Source organism: Roseibaca calidilacus, assembly GCF_001517585.1.
Classification (GTDB): Bacteria; Pseudomonadota; Alphaproteobacteria; order Rhodobacterales; family Rhodobacteraceae; genus Roseinatronobacter; species Roseinatronobacter calidilacus.
Map to the genome: position 1 here is coordinate 2,191,510 of NZ_FBYC01000004.1, position 16,799 is coordinate 2,208,308.

A 16,799-nucleotide genomic window follows, 5' to 3' on the forward strand; every position below is an offset into this window, starting at 1 on the left:
AACAGGATCGCACCGTCGCGCCTGAGCGTGAAGCACCCTAGGCGGCAACCATGGCGCCATCACGCTGCAAATGCGCCAAGGTCTGGTCCAGCGCCCGGCGCGCCCGGCGGATCAACTCATCAATGTCATCGGTCGCAATCACCAAGGGCGGCGCGATAATCATCCGGTCGCCCACATGGCGCATGACCAGATTGTTGGCGAAGCAATACTCGCGGCAGATATATCCGGCGTGACCAGCCTCTGCCGCAAAGCGCGCGCGGCGAGCTTTGTCGGGTGTCAGCGCCAAACTGGCCATCAGGCCACGGCTGACCGTCTCGCCCACCAAAGGGTGATCCGACAAGCTGCCCCATGCCTGCGCCAGATAGGGCGCGGCCACGTCGCGGACACGTTCGACAATCTCTTCTTCCTGCAAGATGCGCAGGTTTTCCAAGGCCACCGCCGCCGCCACCGGATGGCCGGAATAGGTATAACCGTGGTTGAATTCATCCTGCGCGATAGTCTGCGCCACCTCGTCACAGACAATGGACCCGCCGATGGGCTGATAGCCAGAGGACAACCCCTTCGCGATTGTCATGATATGCGGGCGAATGCCGTAGCTTTGCGACCCGAACCAATGGCCAAGGCGGCCAAAGCCGGTAATGACCTCGTCCGCAATCAGCAAAATGCCGTATTGGTCCACAATGCGCTGCACTTCGGGCCAATAGCTGTCGGGCGGAATGATCACCCCACCTGCGCCCTGCACGGGTTCGGCAATGAATGCGGCCACATTCTCTGGCCCTAGTTCAAGAATCTTCTCTTCCAACTGGCGCGCGCGGGCCAAGCCGAATGCGTCGGGGGACATATCCCCCCCCTCGCCCCACCAATAGGGCTGGTCAATATGCACGATACCAGGAATGGGCAACCCGCCCTGCGCGTGCATGGCCGCCATCCCACCCAGCGATCCGCCGCCCATGGTCGAGCCGTGATAGCCGTTGCGCCGCGCAATAATGGTGCGCCGCGCGGGCTGGCCTTTCAGTGCCCAATATTGCCGGACCATGCGGATATTGGTGTCATTCGCTTCCGACCCGGACCCGGCAAAGAACACATGGTTCAGATCGCCCGGCGCCAGTTCGGCCAGCTTGGCGGCCAAGGTCAGCGCGGGCACATGGCTCGTCTGGAAAAACGTGTTGTAATAGGGCAATTCGCGCATTTGCCGCGCGGCGGCCTCTGCCAGTTCGGCGCGCCCATAGCCGATATTGACGCACCACAAACCCGCCATGCCGTCGATCAGTTCAGCCCCGTCGCTATCGGTCAGCCGCACGCCTTGCGCGCGGGTGATGATCCGCGCGCCCTTCGCGCCAAGCGCGCCATTGGCGGTAAACGGGTGCATGTGATGGGCCGCATCCAACGCCTGCAACTCGGCGGTGGGGGGCGTGTTGGTCAATGGCATGAACTGCTCCGCAAAAGGGTGTTGAGGCACCATACAAGCCGCGCCTTTAGGGTCAAGCAAGCGCGGCCTGCAACCCCGGATCTTGCCGCATGCGCACACCACCGGGCCTTTGCCCGGCGGCGCAACATCGCGGCATTGGCCAAGCTCAGAAAAACGCCTGAAGCCCGGTCTGCGCGCGGCCCAAGATCAGCGCGTGAACATCATGGGTGCCCTCATAGGTGTTCACCGTTTCCAGATTCACCATATGGCGCATGACTTGGTATTCTTCGGAAATCCCATTGCCGCCATGCATGTCGCGGGCATGGCGAGCGATCTCCAACGCCTTGCCACAATTGTTGCGCTTGATAAGCGAAATCATCTCTGGCGCGGCCCCGGCATCGTCCATCAACCGCCCCACTTGCAGCGCGGCTTGCAAGCCCAGCGCGATTTCGGTTTGCATATCGGCCAGCTTTTTCTGGAACAGTTGCGTGCCCGCCAAGGGCTTGTCGAATTGCTTGCGGTCAAGGCCATATTGCCGCGCGGCATGCCAGCAGAATTCCGCCGCCCCCATCACGCCCCAAGCAATGCCGTAGCGCGCGCGGTTCAGGCAGCCGAACGGGCCTTTCAGCCCTTGAACATAAGGCAGCAGCGCATCTTCGCCCACTTCGACCCCGTCCATCACGATTTCTCCGGTGGTCGAAGCGCGCAAGGACAGCTTGCCCCCGATCTTGGGCGCGCTCAGCCCCGTCATGCCTTTTTCAAGGATGAACCCGCGAATGCGCCCGCCATGCGCGTCGGACTTGGCCCAAACCACAAAGACATCGGCAAAGGGCGCGTTGGAAATCCACATCTTGGACCCGGTCAGCTTGTAGCCCGTGGCGGTCTTTTCGGCCCGTGTCTTCATGCCCGCAGGGTCCGAGCCCGCATCCGGTTCGGTCAGCCCGAAACAGCCAATCAACGCGCCCGAACACAGTCCGGGCAGGTATTTCTGCCGCTGCTCTTCGCTGCCATAGGCATAAATCGGGTAGATCACGAGCGAAGACTGCACCGACATCATGCTGCGATAGCCGGAATCGACACGCTCTATCTCGCGCGCGATCAGCCCGTAGGTGACGTAATTGGCCCCCAGCCCGCCATATGCCTCTGGCAGGGTTGCGCCCAGCAATCCGGCCTCACCCATCAGGGGGAACAGGTCGGGCGCGGATGTTTCATTGCGATAGGCATCAATCACACGCGGTTGCAGCACCGATTGCGCGAATTCCTGTGCGGCATCGCGCAACATGCGCTCATCTTCGGTCAGTTGGCGTTCCAGCCGCAGCGGGTCATCCCACGAAAACGTGCCCAGTTCCGGGGCGTCCTTGGCTTTCAGGGCAGGTTTGTCGAGCGGCATGGTTTCCTCCAATCATAGAACGGTTGCGCATGTCTTAGCTTGCACAAGGTGAACGATAAAAGGATAATTCCGAAAACTATCATTCCAAATTGGAATAACATGTCCCGCTTCAGGCGTGATCGTCTTGATATTGTTGGTAGCTGGATCACTAGTATAAATGCAGTGACCCAAGGAAAGGTTGCCGTCGACCGGAGGTCTTCGTGAGCAAACTCTATTCTGACGATAAATTCACGATCACCAGAGGTTTTCTGGGGAAAGGCCTGATCGTTCGGGAAAACGTCACGCGCCGCAAACATGGCGTGCCGCCCGACATCCTGTCGGCTTACGGGGCGCATATGGACTACCTGACATCGCTGAACCTGCCAAGAACGCAAGATGCCGTAATTGCTCATAGCATTTTGCAAAGGATGATCGCGGCTACGCTAGACCCGGACAATATCGCCGCGCACTTGTTCAAGACCAGCAAGCCCGAAACTATTGTCAACGCCGCACGCGAAGCCTTTGCAGAATTGGCAGGCAAACCCGAAAACCCGGCGGTGATCGTCTATCAGGACCACAATTTCCGCTACAGCTACGACGATGAAGTCGGCCTGCACTTCGTGTTCTGCAAGCGCACACGGCGCCAAGCGCGGGCGGGCGCGCGGCACCTGTCCATGCTGCGCCAGATGCTCAAACTCTGCGAAACCGATTTCATCTTGACGCCAGACCAGAAGCTACGCGCGCAAGATCGCTGCCATGTCGCGTTCTGCGCCAGTGTCATGGGTGCCGAGAGTGACCCGACGCGCCGCGCGTTCGAGCATGGCGATGCCGACCGGAATTACAGACTCATCATCGGCCTTATATGAAAGCAACAGCTTAATCCCAACCACCTGCCATGGTGTTCGAGCATGTCTCGACCATGGCGCAAGCCTGCATCGCCGGGCTTGGCGTGGCGCTTTTGCCGGGCTTTCTGTTTCAGCCGGAACTTGCACGCGGCGAACTTAAATCCCTTGGCCATGACTGGGCCACGGGCGGCGGCTATTGGCTGATGACGCCAGAAGGCGCACGCGCCAACCCCGCCGCAGATGCCTTCCGCGAGTGGCTGTTGACAGAGGTCACACGCGGCGACGGGGCTTTCGCCTAGCGCCCGCGCTTGGTAAGCTAGACCCCTGTAATCAGGGCGTCCAAACACTATGACAATGGACAACGCGAAAACCCGTGTCACGCTTGTCGGTGCGGGGGTGAACATCATCTTGTCCACCGCCAAGATCGGGGCCGGCGTGGTGCTGGCCAGCCCGGCGCTGGTCGCGGACGGGGTGCATTCGCTGTCTGACTTGGTTTCGGATGTGCTTGTGCTCTGGGCGCTGCGGCATTCGGGCCGCGCCCCGGACGAAGACCACCCCTACGGCCATGGCCGGTTCGAGACGCTGGCGACCCTCGCCCTGTCGGCGGTGCTGGCCCTGACCGGCTTGGGCATTGCATGGGATGCCGCCCTGCGATTGCTGTCGGGTGCAGATAGCGCGCCGGGCGTGTGGGCGCTGGCAGTGATTGCGCTGTCCATCGTGACGAAAGAGATCCTGTTTCACTACACAAAGGGGGTGGGCGAGCGCGAAGCCTCTCGCATGATCGTTGCCAATGCGTGGCACCACCGAACCGATGCGCTGTCTTCGGTCGTGGCCTTGGTGGGCGTGGGCGCAGCGCAGCTTGGCTTTGGCTGGGGCGACCCGCTGGCAGCCATCATCATTGCCGCCATGCTGGCCCGTGTGGCGTGGGAATTTGGCAAGGGCGCGGTGGATGAGCTGGTCGACACCCAAGCGCCCGACAACCTGCGCGCCGATTTGCAGGACAGCCTGTCGCGCACCCCCGGCGTGCAGGGCCTGCGCGATTTGCGGATGCGCCAGCACGGCGCGCGCGCCGTGGCCGATGTGTCTGTCATGGTGGACCCGCATATTACCGTCACCGAAGGCCACCGCATTGCCGAGGCCGCCCGCGCCGATGCGCTGGGCCAGATCGACGCGCTGGAAGACCTGATTATCCATGTGGAACCGGCAGGCCATTTCGACGGGTTCGGCGCGACCAAAGCGCCCTTGCGCGGCGAAATCGAAGGGCTGATCCTGACCTTGGCGCAAGCGCATCCCATGGTCGCCAAGGTCGCCCGTGTTCAGCTTGGGTATTTCGAAGACGGGTTGCACATTGAAGTGCTGGCCGGGTTGCACGCCCATGCCGATCATGCCGCAACAGAGGCAGAGCTGACCGACACCCTGCGCCAAACCTTGCCGGAATTGCGCGCGCTCAGCCTGCACCGGCAGGCGGGCTTGCATGGTTAGCGCGCGCAGGTCATAACCCCGGCATGGCCAAATCTGCCCCCCAGTTCACCTGCACCGCTTGCGGCGCGACCCATCGCAAATGGGCCGGGCAATGCGATGCCTGCAATGGCTGGAACACGATTGTCGAGGAAGCGCCCCTGTCGCGCGGCCCCGGCGCGCGGGCGATGAAGGGCAAGACCATTGCGCTTGGGTCACTGGCCGATGCGGAAGCCCCGCCGCCGCGCCAGTGTTCTGGCCTGAACGAACTGGACCGCGTGCTGGGCGGCGGTCTGGTCGCGGCCAGTGCCATATTGGTGGGGGGTGATCCGGGTATCGGCAAATCCACGCTTCTGTTGCAGGCCACGGCGGCCTTTGCCCGTGCGGGCGCGCGCTGCATGTATATATCGGGCGAGGAAGCGGCAGCACAGGTGCGGTTGCGCGCCGCGCGGCTGGGCTTGTCGGATGCGCCGGTGCAGCTTGGGGCCGAAACCCATCTGCGCGACATCCTGACCACGCTGGACGCGGAACGCCCCGACCTTGTGGTGATCGATTCGATCCAGACCATGTGGCTGGATACCGTCGACAGTGCGCCGGGGTCGGTGGCCCAGGTTCGCGCGGCAGCCCATGAACTGGTCAGCTTTGCCAAGCGGCGCGGCGTGTCGGTCATCATCGTGGGCCATGTCACCAAGGAAGGCCAGATCGCCGGGCCGCGCGTGGTCGAACATATGGTCGATACGGTGCTGTATTTCGAAGGCGAACGCGGCCATCAGTTCCGCATTTTGCGCGCGGTCAAGAACCGCTTTGGCCCGGCAGATGAAATCGGCGTGTTCGAAATGACGGGAAGCGGGCTGGCCGAAGTCGCCAACCCCTCGGCCCTGTTTCTGTCCGAACGCGGCACGCCTGCGCCCGGATCGGTCGTCTTTGCCGGTATGGAAGGCACACGCCCCGTCCTGACAGAAATTCAGGCGCTGGTCGCACCCTCGCCACTGGGCACGCCGCGCCGCACTGTGGTCGGGCTGGACAGCGCGCGCCTGTCAACCGTTCTGGCAGTGCTGGAAGCGCGCTGCGGTATTCCTTTCGCGGGGATGGACGTGTTCCTGAACGTGGCAGGCGGTATGCGGGTCATGGAACCCGCCGCCGATCTGGCGCTGGCCTGCGCGCTTTTGTCGGCGCGCGAAGATCACGCACTTCCGCCCGAAACCGTGGTTTTCGGCGAAATCAGCCTATCGGGCGCCTTGCGGCCCGTGGTGCAGGCGGAAAACAGGTTGAAAGAAGCCCGAAAACTTGGTTTTAGCAGCGCCATAGGCCCCAGCCTTGCCAAACCGATCGACGTGGGCGGGATGCGGCTGAACCAGATGGATGATCTGGCGCAAGTGGTCGGTCAGGTTTTCGGCGCGGGATGATCCGCACAGTAGGAGTAAGGTCATGGACGCGTTTACACTGGTCGATGCAGGGGTCGCCGTCATCATCATCGTGTCGGGCATTCTGGCCTATTCACGCGGCTTCGTGCGCGAAACACTGGCGATTGTCGGCTGGATCGTGGCCGCCATCCTCGCCTTCATGCTGGCGCCCGCCGCGCAACCGCTGATCAGCGAAATTCCCTATCTTGGTAATTTTCTGGGCGATAGCTGCGAATTGACCGTGATCGCCGCCTTTGCCGCCGTGTTCGCGCTGTCGCTGGTGTTGACCTCGCTGTTCACGCCGCTGTTTTCGTCCTTCATTCGCAACTCTGCCCTTGGTGGCATCGATCAGGGCATGGGCTTTTTCTTTGGGGTGCTGCGCGGCATCCTTCTGGTGGCCGTGGCGTTGCTGGTCTTTGACCGCGCGGTACCGCCCGGATCGGTCGAGATGGTGGAAAACTCGCGCTCTGCTGCGGTGTTCAGCCAGTTGTCTGGCAATCTGAACAACGCCGTGCCCACCGACGCGCCGAACTGGCTGGTTGCCCGGTATGAGCAACTGACCGCCAGTTGCCGTTAACCACCGCATGACACCCGGCGCAAGACTGCAAGCCGCGATCGACATTCTTGATACGATCCTGACAGGCAAACCCGCCGAACAGGCGCTGACCAACTGGGGACGCGGCAATCGGTTTGCCGGGTCCAAGGACCGTGCCGCGATCCGTGACCATGTGTTCGACTGCCTGCGCTGCAAACGGTCGTTTGCGCATCTGGGCGGGCGGGCCGACGGGCGCGGGCTGGTGCTGGGGCTGCTGCGTGATGCGGGCACCGACCCAGCGGCGCTGTTTACCGGCCAAGGCTATGCCCCTGCCCCTCTGACCGAGGCAGACGCGCCGAACCCCGCCCCCATGCCGCGCGGCGTGGCGCTGGATTGCCCCGACTGGCTGCTGCCAGCGATCACGCATAGCCTTGGCCCCCAAACCGATGACGTGTTGCGCGCCATGCGCCACCGCGCCCCGGTATTCCTGCGGGTCAATTTGGCGCGTGCTACGCGTGCGGACGCTGTCGCACTTTTGGCGCAAGACAATATCGCAACCCGCCCCTGTGCCTTGGCCGAAACCGCGCTTGAGGTGACGGAAAATGCACGCCGCCTGCGGCAATCCAGGGCGTTTACCGAAGGCGTGGTCGAACTGCAGGACGCCGCCTCGCAAGCCGTGATCGCCGCCCTGCCCGATCTGGCTGGCGCGCGCGTGCTGGATTATTGCGCAGGCGGCGGCGGCAAGGCGCTGGCCATGGCCGCCCGCGGTGCCGATGTGACAGCGCATGATGCCGATGCCACCCGCATGCAGGACATTCCCGAGCGTGCCGCCCGTGCAGGTGCCGCAATTACCTTGCAAACCCAACCGAATGGCTTGTTCGACCTTGTCCTGACCGACGTGCCTTGCTCTGGCAGCGGCACTTGGCGCCGCGCGCCACAGGCCAAATGGGCGCTGACACCAGAGCGTTTGACACAACTTGCCGGTATACAGCGCAGTATCCTGCGACAGGCCTGGGACCATGTGCGCCCCGGCGGGCGTCTGCTTTACGCAACCTGTTCGCTTCTGGATGCGGAAAATTCCCAGATCGTTGCCGGTTTCACGGCCGATACCGCCAATGCGACCCTTGGCGCCATTCAACGCCTGACACCCTTGGATGGCGGTGATGGGTTCTTCAGCGCAATCATCTTAAAAGAGAGCTGAAATCAGCTTTGGGTTGCTATCCGCAATCCGCTGGTTAAGCTGAAATTAACCTGTTGCAGCCAAGACTTTGACCAAGTGATTTCCGAGGGTAACGTGACACCAAGCATTGGATCAGGGCCAAACTCTGCGCGGGCAGCCGTGTTCGGGCCTACAGCTGGGCAACTGCTTGGACTTGTGGCCACGGTCGGGGCTGCATTGCTTTTGGTCGCGCTATTGGCAGACCTGTCCGGTCCGATCTCACTGGCGCTCTGGGCGGTCGGGGCAAGCATTTTATGTTCTGTCTGCCTGCTGGCGGCCTGGCAATGGCATGTCAGGCAACGCCTTCGGCGCGACCTGACAGTGGTCAGCGCGCTTTACGGCTCCGCCCCAGCGACGGCGCTTGTTGACGGTGCGGCAGGCAAGGTCGTCTGGGCCAATGCCGCCGCGACGCAACGACTGGCCGGGGCCACGCATGCAATGGCCTTTTTGGAAGATATCAGCGCGGACCCGGCAGAACTGGTCGCGCGCCTGCACGATCGCGCCTTGGCGGAAGGCCAGATCACGCACAGCGTTGCAGTTGACACGGGCGAGTTGCGATTGACCTTGCGCCCTGCCGGGCATGGCCGGACACTCTGGCAACTGGACGAAACTTCCGCGCCCGACCTGCGCGACCAGCTTCCGTTCGACATGATCCATAGCTACCCGGACGGGCGCATCACCTACCTGTCGCCCCGGCTTGCCGCCCTTGCCAGCGCCAAACCCAAACATGTTGCGGACCTTCTGAAATTGCCGCTGCCCAAGGCCGGTGAACCCGGTATTTTTACCCTGCGCGACAGCGGCGAGCGCCACAACGGGTTGCGGATAACAACCGAAGACGCGAACGAACTTGTCGTGCTCATTTCGCCCGCCAACCCTGATAACACCCATCAAGATTTCAATGCCTTGCAAATGCTGCCGATCGCGGTTGCGCTGATTGATCGGGATGGCGTTCTGATCCGCGCAAATGACGAAACCCGTCGTATCCTACGCCTGCGAAAAGAGGATAAACGGCGGTTTTGCGACCTGCTGGAAGGGCTGGGGCGCCCGGTCGGCGAATGGCTGGCAGATCTGCGCGCCGGCCGCGTGACCACCGCAACAGAGGTGTTGCGCGTCAACAACCCGGCCGACGATCTGTTCCTGCAAGTGTCGCTGCGCAGCTACGGTACCGACGGCGAACTTGTCGCCATCATGCATGACGCCACAGAATTCAAGGCGCTCGAAGCCAAGTTCACCCAAAGCCAGAAGATGCAGGCCATCGGACAGCTGGCGGGCGGCGTGGCACATGATTTCAATAATCTTCTGACGGCAATTTCAGGGCATTGCGACCTGATCCTGCTGCGCCATGACCGCAGCGATGTCGATTATCCCGACCTTATGCAAATCCAGCAAAACACCAACCGCGCCGCAGCCCTTGTGCGCCAGTTGCTGGCCTTTTCCCGCAAGCAGACGCTGCAATTCGAAACGCTCGATCTGCACGACCTGCTGGCCGATGCGATCCATCTGTTGAACCGGCTTGTGGGCGAGCGCGTCACGCTCACGCTGCGGCACGGCGTCGACATGCCGCTGATCCGGTCAGACAAACGGCAGTTCGAGCAGGTTCTGATGAACCTTGTCGTCAATGCGCGCGATGCCATGCCCATGGGCGGGGAAATCGTGATCGAAACCGAGCATTGCGCCTTACCCAATGGGCTGCGCCGCGACAAAGTCATGCTGCCGCCGGGCAATTATGCGGTCATCCGGGTGCGCGACGAAGGTATCGGCATGTCGTCCACGACCAAGGCCAAGGTTTTCGACCCGTTTTTCAGCACCAAGCGGCAGGGCGAAGGGACGGGGCTTGGTTTGTCCACTGTGTATGGCATCATCAAGCAATCGGGCGGGTTTATCTTCGTCGACAGCGAAGAGGGCCACGGCACGACATTCTCAATCTATCTTGCCGCGCAAGCCGCGCCAAGCGTAAAGCCGCAAAAGCCCGCCAAGCCCAAGGCCCCTGCTGCCGCAACACCCCGCAGCACGGTTCTGCTGGTAGAAGACGAAGCGCCCGTGCGGTCTTTTGCAGCGCGCGCCCTGCAACTTCAGGGACACCGCGTGCTGGAAGCGGATTCGGGCGAAGCCGCCTTGGCGCTGCTGCAAGACCCAGCCGTGCGCCCGGATGTGTTTGTCAGCGATGTCATCATGCCCGGGCTGGACGGTCCGGGCTGGGTGGCGCAGATCCGCGACCGCTTTCCGAACACACCCATTGTTTTCATGTCCGGCTATGCCGAAGACAGCCGAATCGCAGCCCAAGCCGAATTCGGGCAGGCCGTATTCATTGGCAAACCGTTTTCGCTGGCGGAATTTACCGGCCTTGTGAACGAACAGTTGCGCAAACTGTCGGAAGCGGCCTGATTGCCGCCGCCCAAAAGACATTGCACCACCCGCCCAAGCAGATACACCTGTGGTGACCCGCCCAAAACAAGGTGCCTTTTTCATGACCAGCAATCCCCATCGCCTGTCAGATGCCGAAATACAGCATTTCATAGATACAAAGACCAAGCCGCTTGGGGCGCTGGGCCGCATCGAGTCATTGGCCGCGCAGCTTGCGCGCTTTTGCAACACCCTGACCCCCCGGATCGAGACATGCGAGCTGGTTATCTTCGCCGCCGACCACGGGATCGCGCTGGAGGGTGTCTCTGCCTTCCCGCAGGCCGTGACGCAGCAGATGGTTCAGAACTTTCTTGCAGGCGGGGCAGCGGCGAATGTCTTTGCCCACAGTCAGGGCGTTCCCGTGCATGTGGTCGATGCCGGTGTTGCGGGTGAACCTATCGATGCCCCGGATCTCTGGTCGCATCGCATTGCGCCGGGCACGCAAAGCAGCCTGAATGGCCCCGCCATGACCGCGCAAGACCGCGACCGCGCCCTTGCCGCCGGGGCCGAGATCGTTGCGCGCACCTCTGCCCGGGCGCTGGCCTTCGGCGAAATGGGGATCGGCAACACCGCCAGCGCAAGCCTGCTGGCCCACAAGCTGACCGGCCTTGCACTGGACGATCTGGTCGGGCGTGGCACCGGCGTGGATGATGCGGGGCTTGCCCGCAAGCGCGCGATTCTTGCGCAGGCCGCCGCGCGCACCGACACCCGGCTGCCAGCCGACACGGCCCTGTCAGAATATGCCGGTTTCGAAATGGTGATGATGGCCGGTGCAATGCAGGCCGCCGCAGAGGATGGGCGCATCGTGCTGGTAGATGGGTTTATCGCGACCGCATGCGCCGCCGCAGCACTGGCGCGCGCGCCGCATATTCGCCCGGCCTTGGTGTTTTGCCACCGCAGCCAAGAAGCCGGGCACCGTGTGCTGTTGGACTGGCTGGAAGCGGACCCGCTTCTGGACATGGACATGCGGCTGGGCGAGGGCACCGGCGCGCTGCTGGCCTGGCCCTTGGTCAAAGCCGCCAGCGCCATGCTGTGCGACATGGCCAGCTTCGACAGCGCGGGCGTGTCGCAGGGCTAGCCGATGCGCGATGCCCTTGCCTCTGCCCTGCTGGCCGCACAATTCCTGACGCGCCTGCCCCTGCCCGCGCGCGGCTATACGCCCGCGCGGTGGTCCCGCGCGCCTGGCTTTTTTGCCAGTGTCGGGCTGGCGCTTGGGCTGGCCTTGGCCGCGCTGTTTTGGGCCGCGGCACTGGTCTGGGCGCAACCCTTGGCGGCCCTGCTGACCTTGGCCGCCGGGCTGGTGATAACAGGCGCCTTGCACGAGGACGGGTTGGCCGATTGCCTTGACGGGCTGGGCGGCGGGCGCGACCGCGACCGCGCGCTTGCCATTATGCGCGACAGCCAGATCGGCAGCTATGGTGCGCTGGGGTTGGGGCTGACGCTGGGGTTGCAGGCGGTTATGCTGGCCTCGGCCCCCGTGACAATCGGGATCGGCGCGCTTGTCATTGGCCATACGCTGGGCCGCGCGATGATGGCCCATGCCCTTGGCCAAGGGCGCTATCTGCGCGCGAAAGGGGCCGGAAGCGGGCTGGACAGGCCGCTTGGCCGTGCCGGATGGGTGGCAACGGGTCTGGCCATGGGTTTGGCCGCTCTGGCCGCGTGGCCATTCTTGGGCGCGGCTGGCGCGGCAAGCGCAATCTTGGGCGGCATCGTCGCCGGTAGCCTATGGCGCGTCTGGACGCTGCACCGGTTGGGCGGCGACACAGGCGATACCTTGGGCGCGCTGCATTGCATGGCACTGACCGGCAGCTTTCTGGGGGCAGCGGTTTGGGCATGATTATGCTGCGCCACACCAAGCCCGACGCGCCCGAGGGGCTGTGCTACGGTCGGCTGGACCTTGCACCGGCAGAGGGTTTTGCGGCGCAAGCGGCAGCGCTTGCGCGCGAACTGCCGCGCGTGTCGCGCGTTGTTACATCACCGCTGCATCGCTGCGCGATCATGGCCCGGACCATCGCCACCGCGCGCGGTTTGCCCCTTAGCACCGACACCCGCCTGCGCGAAATGGATTTCGGCGCATGGGAGGGCCAGCTTTGGGCCGACCTGCCGCGCGCCGAACTGGATGAATGGGCCGCAGACCTGTTGCACGCGCGCCCGCATGGCGGCGAATCGGTGGCGCAACTGCGTGACCGCACGCTGGCCGCCTTGCGCGACCATGCCGCGCCAGATGTGTTGGTCGTAACCCATCACGGCGTCATTAAAAGCGCGCGCCATGTCACAGAAGGCGACAGCGCGTGGCAATCCACCCTGCCCTTTGGCGGCTGGCTGCGCTTTGAACCAGAGGTGTTCCATGGCCCATGACCTGACGCTGATCTTGGGCGGCGCGCGCTCTGGCAAAAGCAGCTTTGCAGAGGCCGAGGTCACGGCGCAGCCCGGCCCGTGGCACTATATGGCCACGGCGCAGGCGTTTGATGACGAGATGCGCGACCGCATCGCGCAGCACCGCGCCGACCGCGCCCCCGGCTGGATCACGCATGAGGTGCCCCTGACACTGGCGGATGCCTTGCGCCATGTGCCGCATGGCGCGCCGGTTCTGGTCGATTGCCTGACCCTGTGGCTGACCAATCACCTGCTGGCAGAACAGGACTTGCCAGCGCAGATCGCAGACCTGCATCAAGCGCTTGCGGCCCGTCGCGGCCCGGTCTGGTTGGTGGCAAACGAGGTGGGCTTGGGCATTGTCCCCGACAACGCGCTGGCGCGCCGCTTTCGCGACGAGGCGGGACGGCTGAACCAAAGGATCGCGGGCCAAGCGACGCGCGTGCGCTTCATTGCCGCCGGGTTGGCGATGGCGCTCAAAGGCTAGGCTTGCAGCTTCGCCCTGCCCGTGCAACTTATTACACATGATAACAACCGCGCCCGACTCGCGCCCGCTGCTGGGCATGTTCTGGATGCTGCTGACGGGCTTTTGCTTTGTCGCGGTCACAGCGCTGGTCAAATATCTGGGCGACGATTTGCCAGCCGCGCAACAGGCGTTTTTGCGCTACCTTCTGGGCTTGGTGTTCCTGATCCCCATGTGGCCCGCGTTGCGCTCGGCCTTGATCTCACGACAGGCGCTGGCGCTATTCGGCCTGCGCGGCTTTATCCACGCGCTAGGGGTCATCCTGTGGTTTTATGCCATGACCCAGATCCCCTTGGCCGAAGTCACGGCAATGAACTACCTTTCACCCATCTATGTCACGCTGGGTGCGGCCTTGTTTCTGGGCGAAAAGCTTGCTTTACGGCGGATCATGGCGGTTCTGGTCGCCTTCCTTGGTGCTTTGATTATCTTGCGCCCCGGCCTGCGCGAAGTGTCGAGCGGGCATCTGGCCATGATCGGCACGGCGATTTTCTTTGCCGGGTCTTACCTGATGGCCAAGCGGATGAGCGGGCAGGTATCTGCCAGCGTGGTGGTGGCCATGCTGTCCGTGACCGTGACAATTTGCCTTGCACCCTTTGCCTATGCGGTCTGGGTGCCGCCCACGGGGGCACAACTGCTGGGGCTGCTGGCGGTCGCGGCCTGCGCCACTGCCGGGCATTACACCATGACACTTGCTTTTGCCGCCGCACCCGTCACCGTCACGCAGCCCGTGACCTTCCTGCAACTGGTCTGGGCGGTCGCCCTTGGCGCGCTGGTCTTTGATGAGGGCGTAGACCTGTTCGTGGTGTTGGGCGGGCTGGTCATTATGGCGTCGGTCCTGTTCATAACTTGGCGTGAAGCCATGCTGCGTAAACAGGAAAAACGCGCCGTGCCCGCCCCCTAAGCGGATTACAGCTCCGCCATTACCTCGTCCGAGACCTCGAAATTCGCGGTCACGTTCTGCACGTCATCATCGTCTTCCAGCGCGTCGATCAGCTTCATCAGCGACCGCGCGCCATCAAGGTCCAATTCGGTGGTGGTTTGGGGCTTCCAGACCAGTTTGGTGCTTTCAGCCTCTCCCAAAGTAGCCTCCAGCGCGGTCGAGACTGCGTTCAGGTCGGTATCGGCGCACCAGATAACATGTTCCTCGTCACCGCTTTCGACATCTTCTGCGCCTGCGTCAATCGCGGCCAGCATAACGCTATCAGCATCGCCCACGCTGGCGGGGTATACGATCCGGCCCATACGGTCGAACATGAAGGCCACCGACCCGGTTTCACCCAGGTTTCCGCCATTCTTGGAAAAGGTCGATCGCACGTTCGATGCCGTGCGGTTGCGGTTATCTGTCATCGCCTCGACAATCACGGCAACGCCGCCGGGGCCATAGCCCTCGTAGCGGATTTCGTCGTAGCTTTCGGCATCGCCGCCCTGCGATTTCTTGATCGCACGCTCGATATTGTCCTTCGGCATGGAGACCGATTTGGCCTCTTTCACCGCCAGACGCAGGCGCGGGTTCTTGTCCGGGTCCGGGTCGCCCATCTTTGCGGCCACGGTAATTTCCTTGGACAGCTTGGAAAACAGCTTTGCGCGCACCGCGTCCTGACGGCCCTTGCGGTGCTGGATATTGGCCCATTTGGAATGGCCTGCCATTGCGATCTCCGAGAGTTTGAATGTGCTGGAGCGTGTTTAGTCCAGTCGCGCGGTCTAAGACAAGCCCGCGCGACCACGCAAAACGCCCGCACGGGTCGGTGCGGGCGTTGCGTAATTTAGGTCGGGCTTAGGCGGCGCGTGACACCAGCACGTCATTGACCTGCTTTTGCGCGATCACCTCGTCGCCCCCGGCCACGGCGGCCACTTCGCGGGTCAGACGTTCCAACGCGGCTTCATACAACTGGCGCTCGGAATAGGACTGTTCGCGCTGATCGTCGCTGCGATGCAGATCGCGCACCACTTCGGCAATGGCCAGCAGGTCACCAGAGTTGATCTTCTGTTCATATTCCTGCGCGCGGCGCGACCACATGGCGCGCTTCACACGCGCTTTGCCCTTCAGCGTGGCAAGCGCCTTGTCCACGATTTCGGGCGAGGAAAGCGACCGCATCCCGACCGTCACGGCCTTGTTGGTCGGCACGCGCAGCGTCATCTTCTCTTTCTCGAAAGAGATCACGAAAAGTTCCAGTTTCAGCCCCGCGATTTCCTGTTCTTCGATCGACACGATCTGACCGACCCCATGGGCCGGATACACGACATACTCATTGGCGCGAAACTCGGATTTTTTCGTTTTTGTCATACTGGCTTTCCCCACTAGGCCTCGGACGCCTTTGCGCAAAGTTTTTGCAACAGGAACCATTGGCTCCTGAGGCAATCATGCGTTGGCGACAAAAAAACGGCAGCTGGCAAGACCGCCGTTACGAAGCGAGTTCATATTAAACGATTCTATATCACAAAATTGCCCGTAAACCAAGCAACTTGGCAACAGAACCGTGACATGCCTTGCGAAACCGGCCTCAGCCCCCTTCGCCCGGCGCCTCTGAGAAGTATTTCTCGCGCTTGCCGGTTTCGCCGTCGCGCGCTTCGGCGTCGGGCAACGGGTCTTTCTTGGTAATGATGACCGGCCATTGTTCCGAATACTTGCGGTTGAATTCGACCCATTCATCCATGTCCGGTTCGGTATCGGGGCGAATGGCATCGGCCGGGCATTCGGGTTCGCAGACACCGCAATCAATGCATTCGTCCGGGTGGATGACCAGCATGTTCTCGCCCTCGTAAAAGCAATCCACCGGGCAAACCTCGACGCAGTCGGTGTATTTGCAGGCGATGCAATTATCGATCACCACATAGGTCATGGGGATGTTACCTTTTGCTTGTCATTCGGGCGAGCGTAGTCGCGTGACGTGGACATAAACCCGGCTTTCGGATCAATCAAGCCGATCTGGTGCAGGTGCGGCAAAACGGCGGCGGTCGCGCTTGTCGGGGCGCGGACCGGCAGATCTGGGGGCCGACAGGTCAGGCGGCGGCGGCGGTGGCGACAGATCGTCATAAAGCGCCTGCGCTTCTGGCGCGGGGCCACGCCGCGTGCCCAAAGCCAACACCTTGACCACCCGCACCCGCGGGCCAATGGCAAAGGTCAGAACATCGCCGGGGCCGACTTGCGCTGCGGGTTTGGCAATCCGCGTGCCGTTTAGCCGGACCCCATTCTTGACCAGCCCGGCAGCCACGCTGCGCGTTTTGGCGAAACGGGCGTGCCACAGCCATTTGTCCACGCGCAT

At 62.7% G+C, this 16,799-nt stretch carries 18 protein-coding genes; 12 read left to right on the forward strand and 6 right to left on the reverse strand.

Annotated features, from left to right (window positions below; translation table 11 throughout):
* Nucleotides 1-37: 37 nt before the first annotated feature.
* Together AWT76_RS14325 and AWT76_RS14330 are read right to left on the reverse strand one after the other, a co-directional pair.
* Nucleotides 38-1,429, reverse strand: coding sequence for an aspartate aminotransferase family protein (locus tag AWT76_RS14325; RefSeq protein WP_072246943.1), 1,392 nt, complete (start codon nucleotides 1,427-1,429; stop codon nucleotides 38-40).
* A 145-nt stretch (nucleotides 1,430-1,574) separates the two neighbouring features.
* Nucleotides 1,575-2,798, reverse strand: a complete 1,224-nt coding sequence (locus AWT76_RS14330) for an acyl-CoA dehydrogenase (RefSeq protein WP_072246944.1) — start codon at nucleotides 2,796-2,798, stop codon at nucleotides 1,575-1,577.
* 200 nt (nucleotides 2,799-2,998) lie between these two features.
* Between AWT76_RS14330 and AWT76_RS14335 the strand changes: the two genes are divergently transcribed.
* The 12 genes from AWT76_RS14335 (at nucleotide 2,999) to AWT76_RS14390 (ending at nucleotide 14,437) form a co-directional block, all read left to right on the forward strand.
* Nucleotides 2,999-3,643 carry a hypothetical protein gene (locus tag AWT76_RS14335; protein WP_072246945.1) on the forward strand — a complete coding sequence of 215 codons (645 nt, stop codon included), beginning with the start codon at nucleotides 2,999-3,001 and terminating at the stop codon, nucleotides 3,641-3,643.
* A 29-nt stretch (nucleotides 3,644-3,672) separates the two neighbouring features.
* Nucleotides 3,673-3,921 carry a LysR substrate-binding domain-containing protein gene (locus AWT76_RS14340; RefSeq protein ID WP_072246946.1) on the forward strand — a complete coding sequence of 83 codons (249 nt, stop codon included), beginning with the start codon at nucleotides 3,673-3,675 and terminating at the stop codon, nucleotides 3,919-3,921.
* 49 nt (nucleotides 3,922-3,970) lie between these two features.
* On the forward strand, nucleotides 3,971-5,104 hold the full coding sequence (locus AWT76_RS14345; protein WP_082700221.1) for a cation diffusion facilitator family transporter: 1,134 nt from the start codon (nucleotides 3,971-3,973) through the stop codon (nucleotides 5,102-5,104).
* Between the two features lie 23 nt (nucleotides 5,105-5,127).
* On the forward strand, nucleotides 5,128-6,486 hold the full coding sequence (gene radA, locus AWT76_RS14350) for a DNA repair protein RadA (RefSeq protein WP_072246948.1): 1,359 nt from the start codon (nucleotides 5,128-5,130) through the stop codon (nucleotides 6,484-6,486).
* A 22-nt stretch (nucleotides 6,487-6,508) separates the two neighbouring features.
* Entirely contained in the window at nucleotides 6,509-7,060 is a 552-nt protein-coding gene (locus tag AWT76_RS14355) for a CvpA family protein (RefSeq protein WP_072246949.1), read from the forward strand.
* A 7-nt stretch (nucleotides 7,061-7,067) separates the two neighbouring features.
* Nucleotides 7,068-8,219, forward strand: coding sequence for an RsmB/NOP family class I SAM-dependent RNA methyltransferase (locus AWT76_RS14360; RefSeq protein ID WP_072246950.1), 1,152 nt, complete (start codon nucleotides 7,068-7,070; stop codon nucleotides 8,217-8,219).
* A gap of 138 nt (nucleotides 8,220-8,357) precedes the next feature.
* On the forward strand, nucleotides 8,358-10,622 hold the full coding sequence (locus AWT76_RS14365) for a hybrid sensor histidine kinase/response regulator (RefSeq protein WP_082700222.1): 2,265 nt from the start codon (nucleotides 8,358-8,360) through the stop codon (nucleotides 10,620-10,622).
* 82 nt (nucleotides 10,623-10,704) lie between these two features.
* Nucleotides 10,705-11,718, forward strand: a complete 1,014-nt coding sequence (gene cobT / locus AWT76_RS14370; RefSeq protein ID WP_072247739.1) for a nicotinate-nucleotide--dimethylbenzimidazole phosphoribosyltransferase — start codon at nucleotides 10,705-10,707, stop codon at nucleotides 11,716-11,718.
* Nucleotides 11,719-11,721: 3 nt separating this feature from the next.
* On the forward strand, nucleotides 11,722-12,477 hold the full coding sequence (locus AWT76_RS14375) for an adenosylcobinamide-GDP ribazoletransferase (protein ID WP_072246951.1): 756 nt from the start codon (nucleotides 11,722-11,724) through the stop codon (nucleotides 12,475-12,477).
* On the forward strand, nucleotides 12,474-12,998 hold the full coding sequence (locus tag AWT76_RS14380) for a histidine phosphatase family protein (protein WP_141655972.1): 525 nt from the start codon (nucleotides 12,474-12,476) through the stop codon (nucleotides 12,996-12,998). Before AWT76_RS14375 ends, AWT76_RS14380 begins: the two co-directional genes overlap by 4 nt.
* Complete coding sequence (gene cobU / locus AWT76_RS14385; protein ID WP_072246953.1) at nucleotides 12,988-13,500, forward strand: bifunctional adenosylcobinamide kinase/adenosylcobinamide-phosphate guanylyltransferase; 513 nt, start codon at nucleotides 12,988-12,990, stop codon at nucleotides 13,498-13,500. The genes AWT76_RS14380 and cobU overlap by 11 nt, the downstream gene beginning before the upstream one ends.
* Nucleotides 13,501-13,537: 37 nt before the next feature.
* On the forward strand, nucleotides 13,538-14,437 hold the full coding sequence (locus tag AWT76_RS14390; RefSeq protein WP_072246954.1) for a DMT family transporter: 900 nt from the start codon (nucleotides 13,538-13,540) through the stop codon (nucleotides 14,435-14,437).
* Nucleotides 14,438-14,442: 5 nt separating this feature from the next.
* On the opposite strand, the gene AWT76_RS14395 is transcribed toward AWT76_RS14390, so the two are convergent.
* The 4 genes from AWT76_RS14395 to AWT76_RS14410 form a co-directional block, all read right to left on the reverse strand.
* On the reverse strand, nucleotides 14,443-15,183 hold the full coding sequence (locus AWT76_RS14395) for a YebC/PmpR family DNA-binding transcriptional regulator (RefSeq protein ID WP_072246955.1): 741 nt from the start codon (nucleotides 15,181-15,183) through the stop codon (nucleotides 14,443-14,445).
* A 127-nt stretch (nucleotides 15,184-15,310) separates the two neighbouring features.
* Nucleotides 15,311-15,820 (reverse strand): CarD family transcriptional regulator, encoded by a 510-nt coding sequence (locus AWT76_RS14400; protein ID WP_072246956.1) that lies wholly within the window; start codon nucleotides 15,818-15,820, stop codon nucleotides 15,311-15,313.
* 217 nt (nucleotides 15,821-16,037) lie between these two features.
* A complete protein-coding gene (gene fdxA / locus AWT76_RS14405; protein WP_072246957.1) occupies nucleotides 16,038-16,376 on the reverse strand; it encodes a ferredoxin FdxA in 339 nt (112 codons plus the stop codon).
* A 72-nt stretch (nucleotides 16,377-16,448) separates the two neighbouring features.
* A complete protein-coding gene (locus AWT76_RS14410; RefSeq protein WP_072246958.1) occupies nucleotides 16,449-16,799 on the reverse strand; it encodes an RNA-binding S4 domain-containing protein in 351 nt (116 codons plus the stop codon).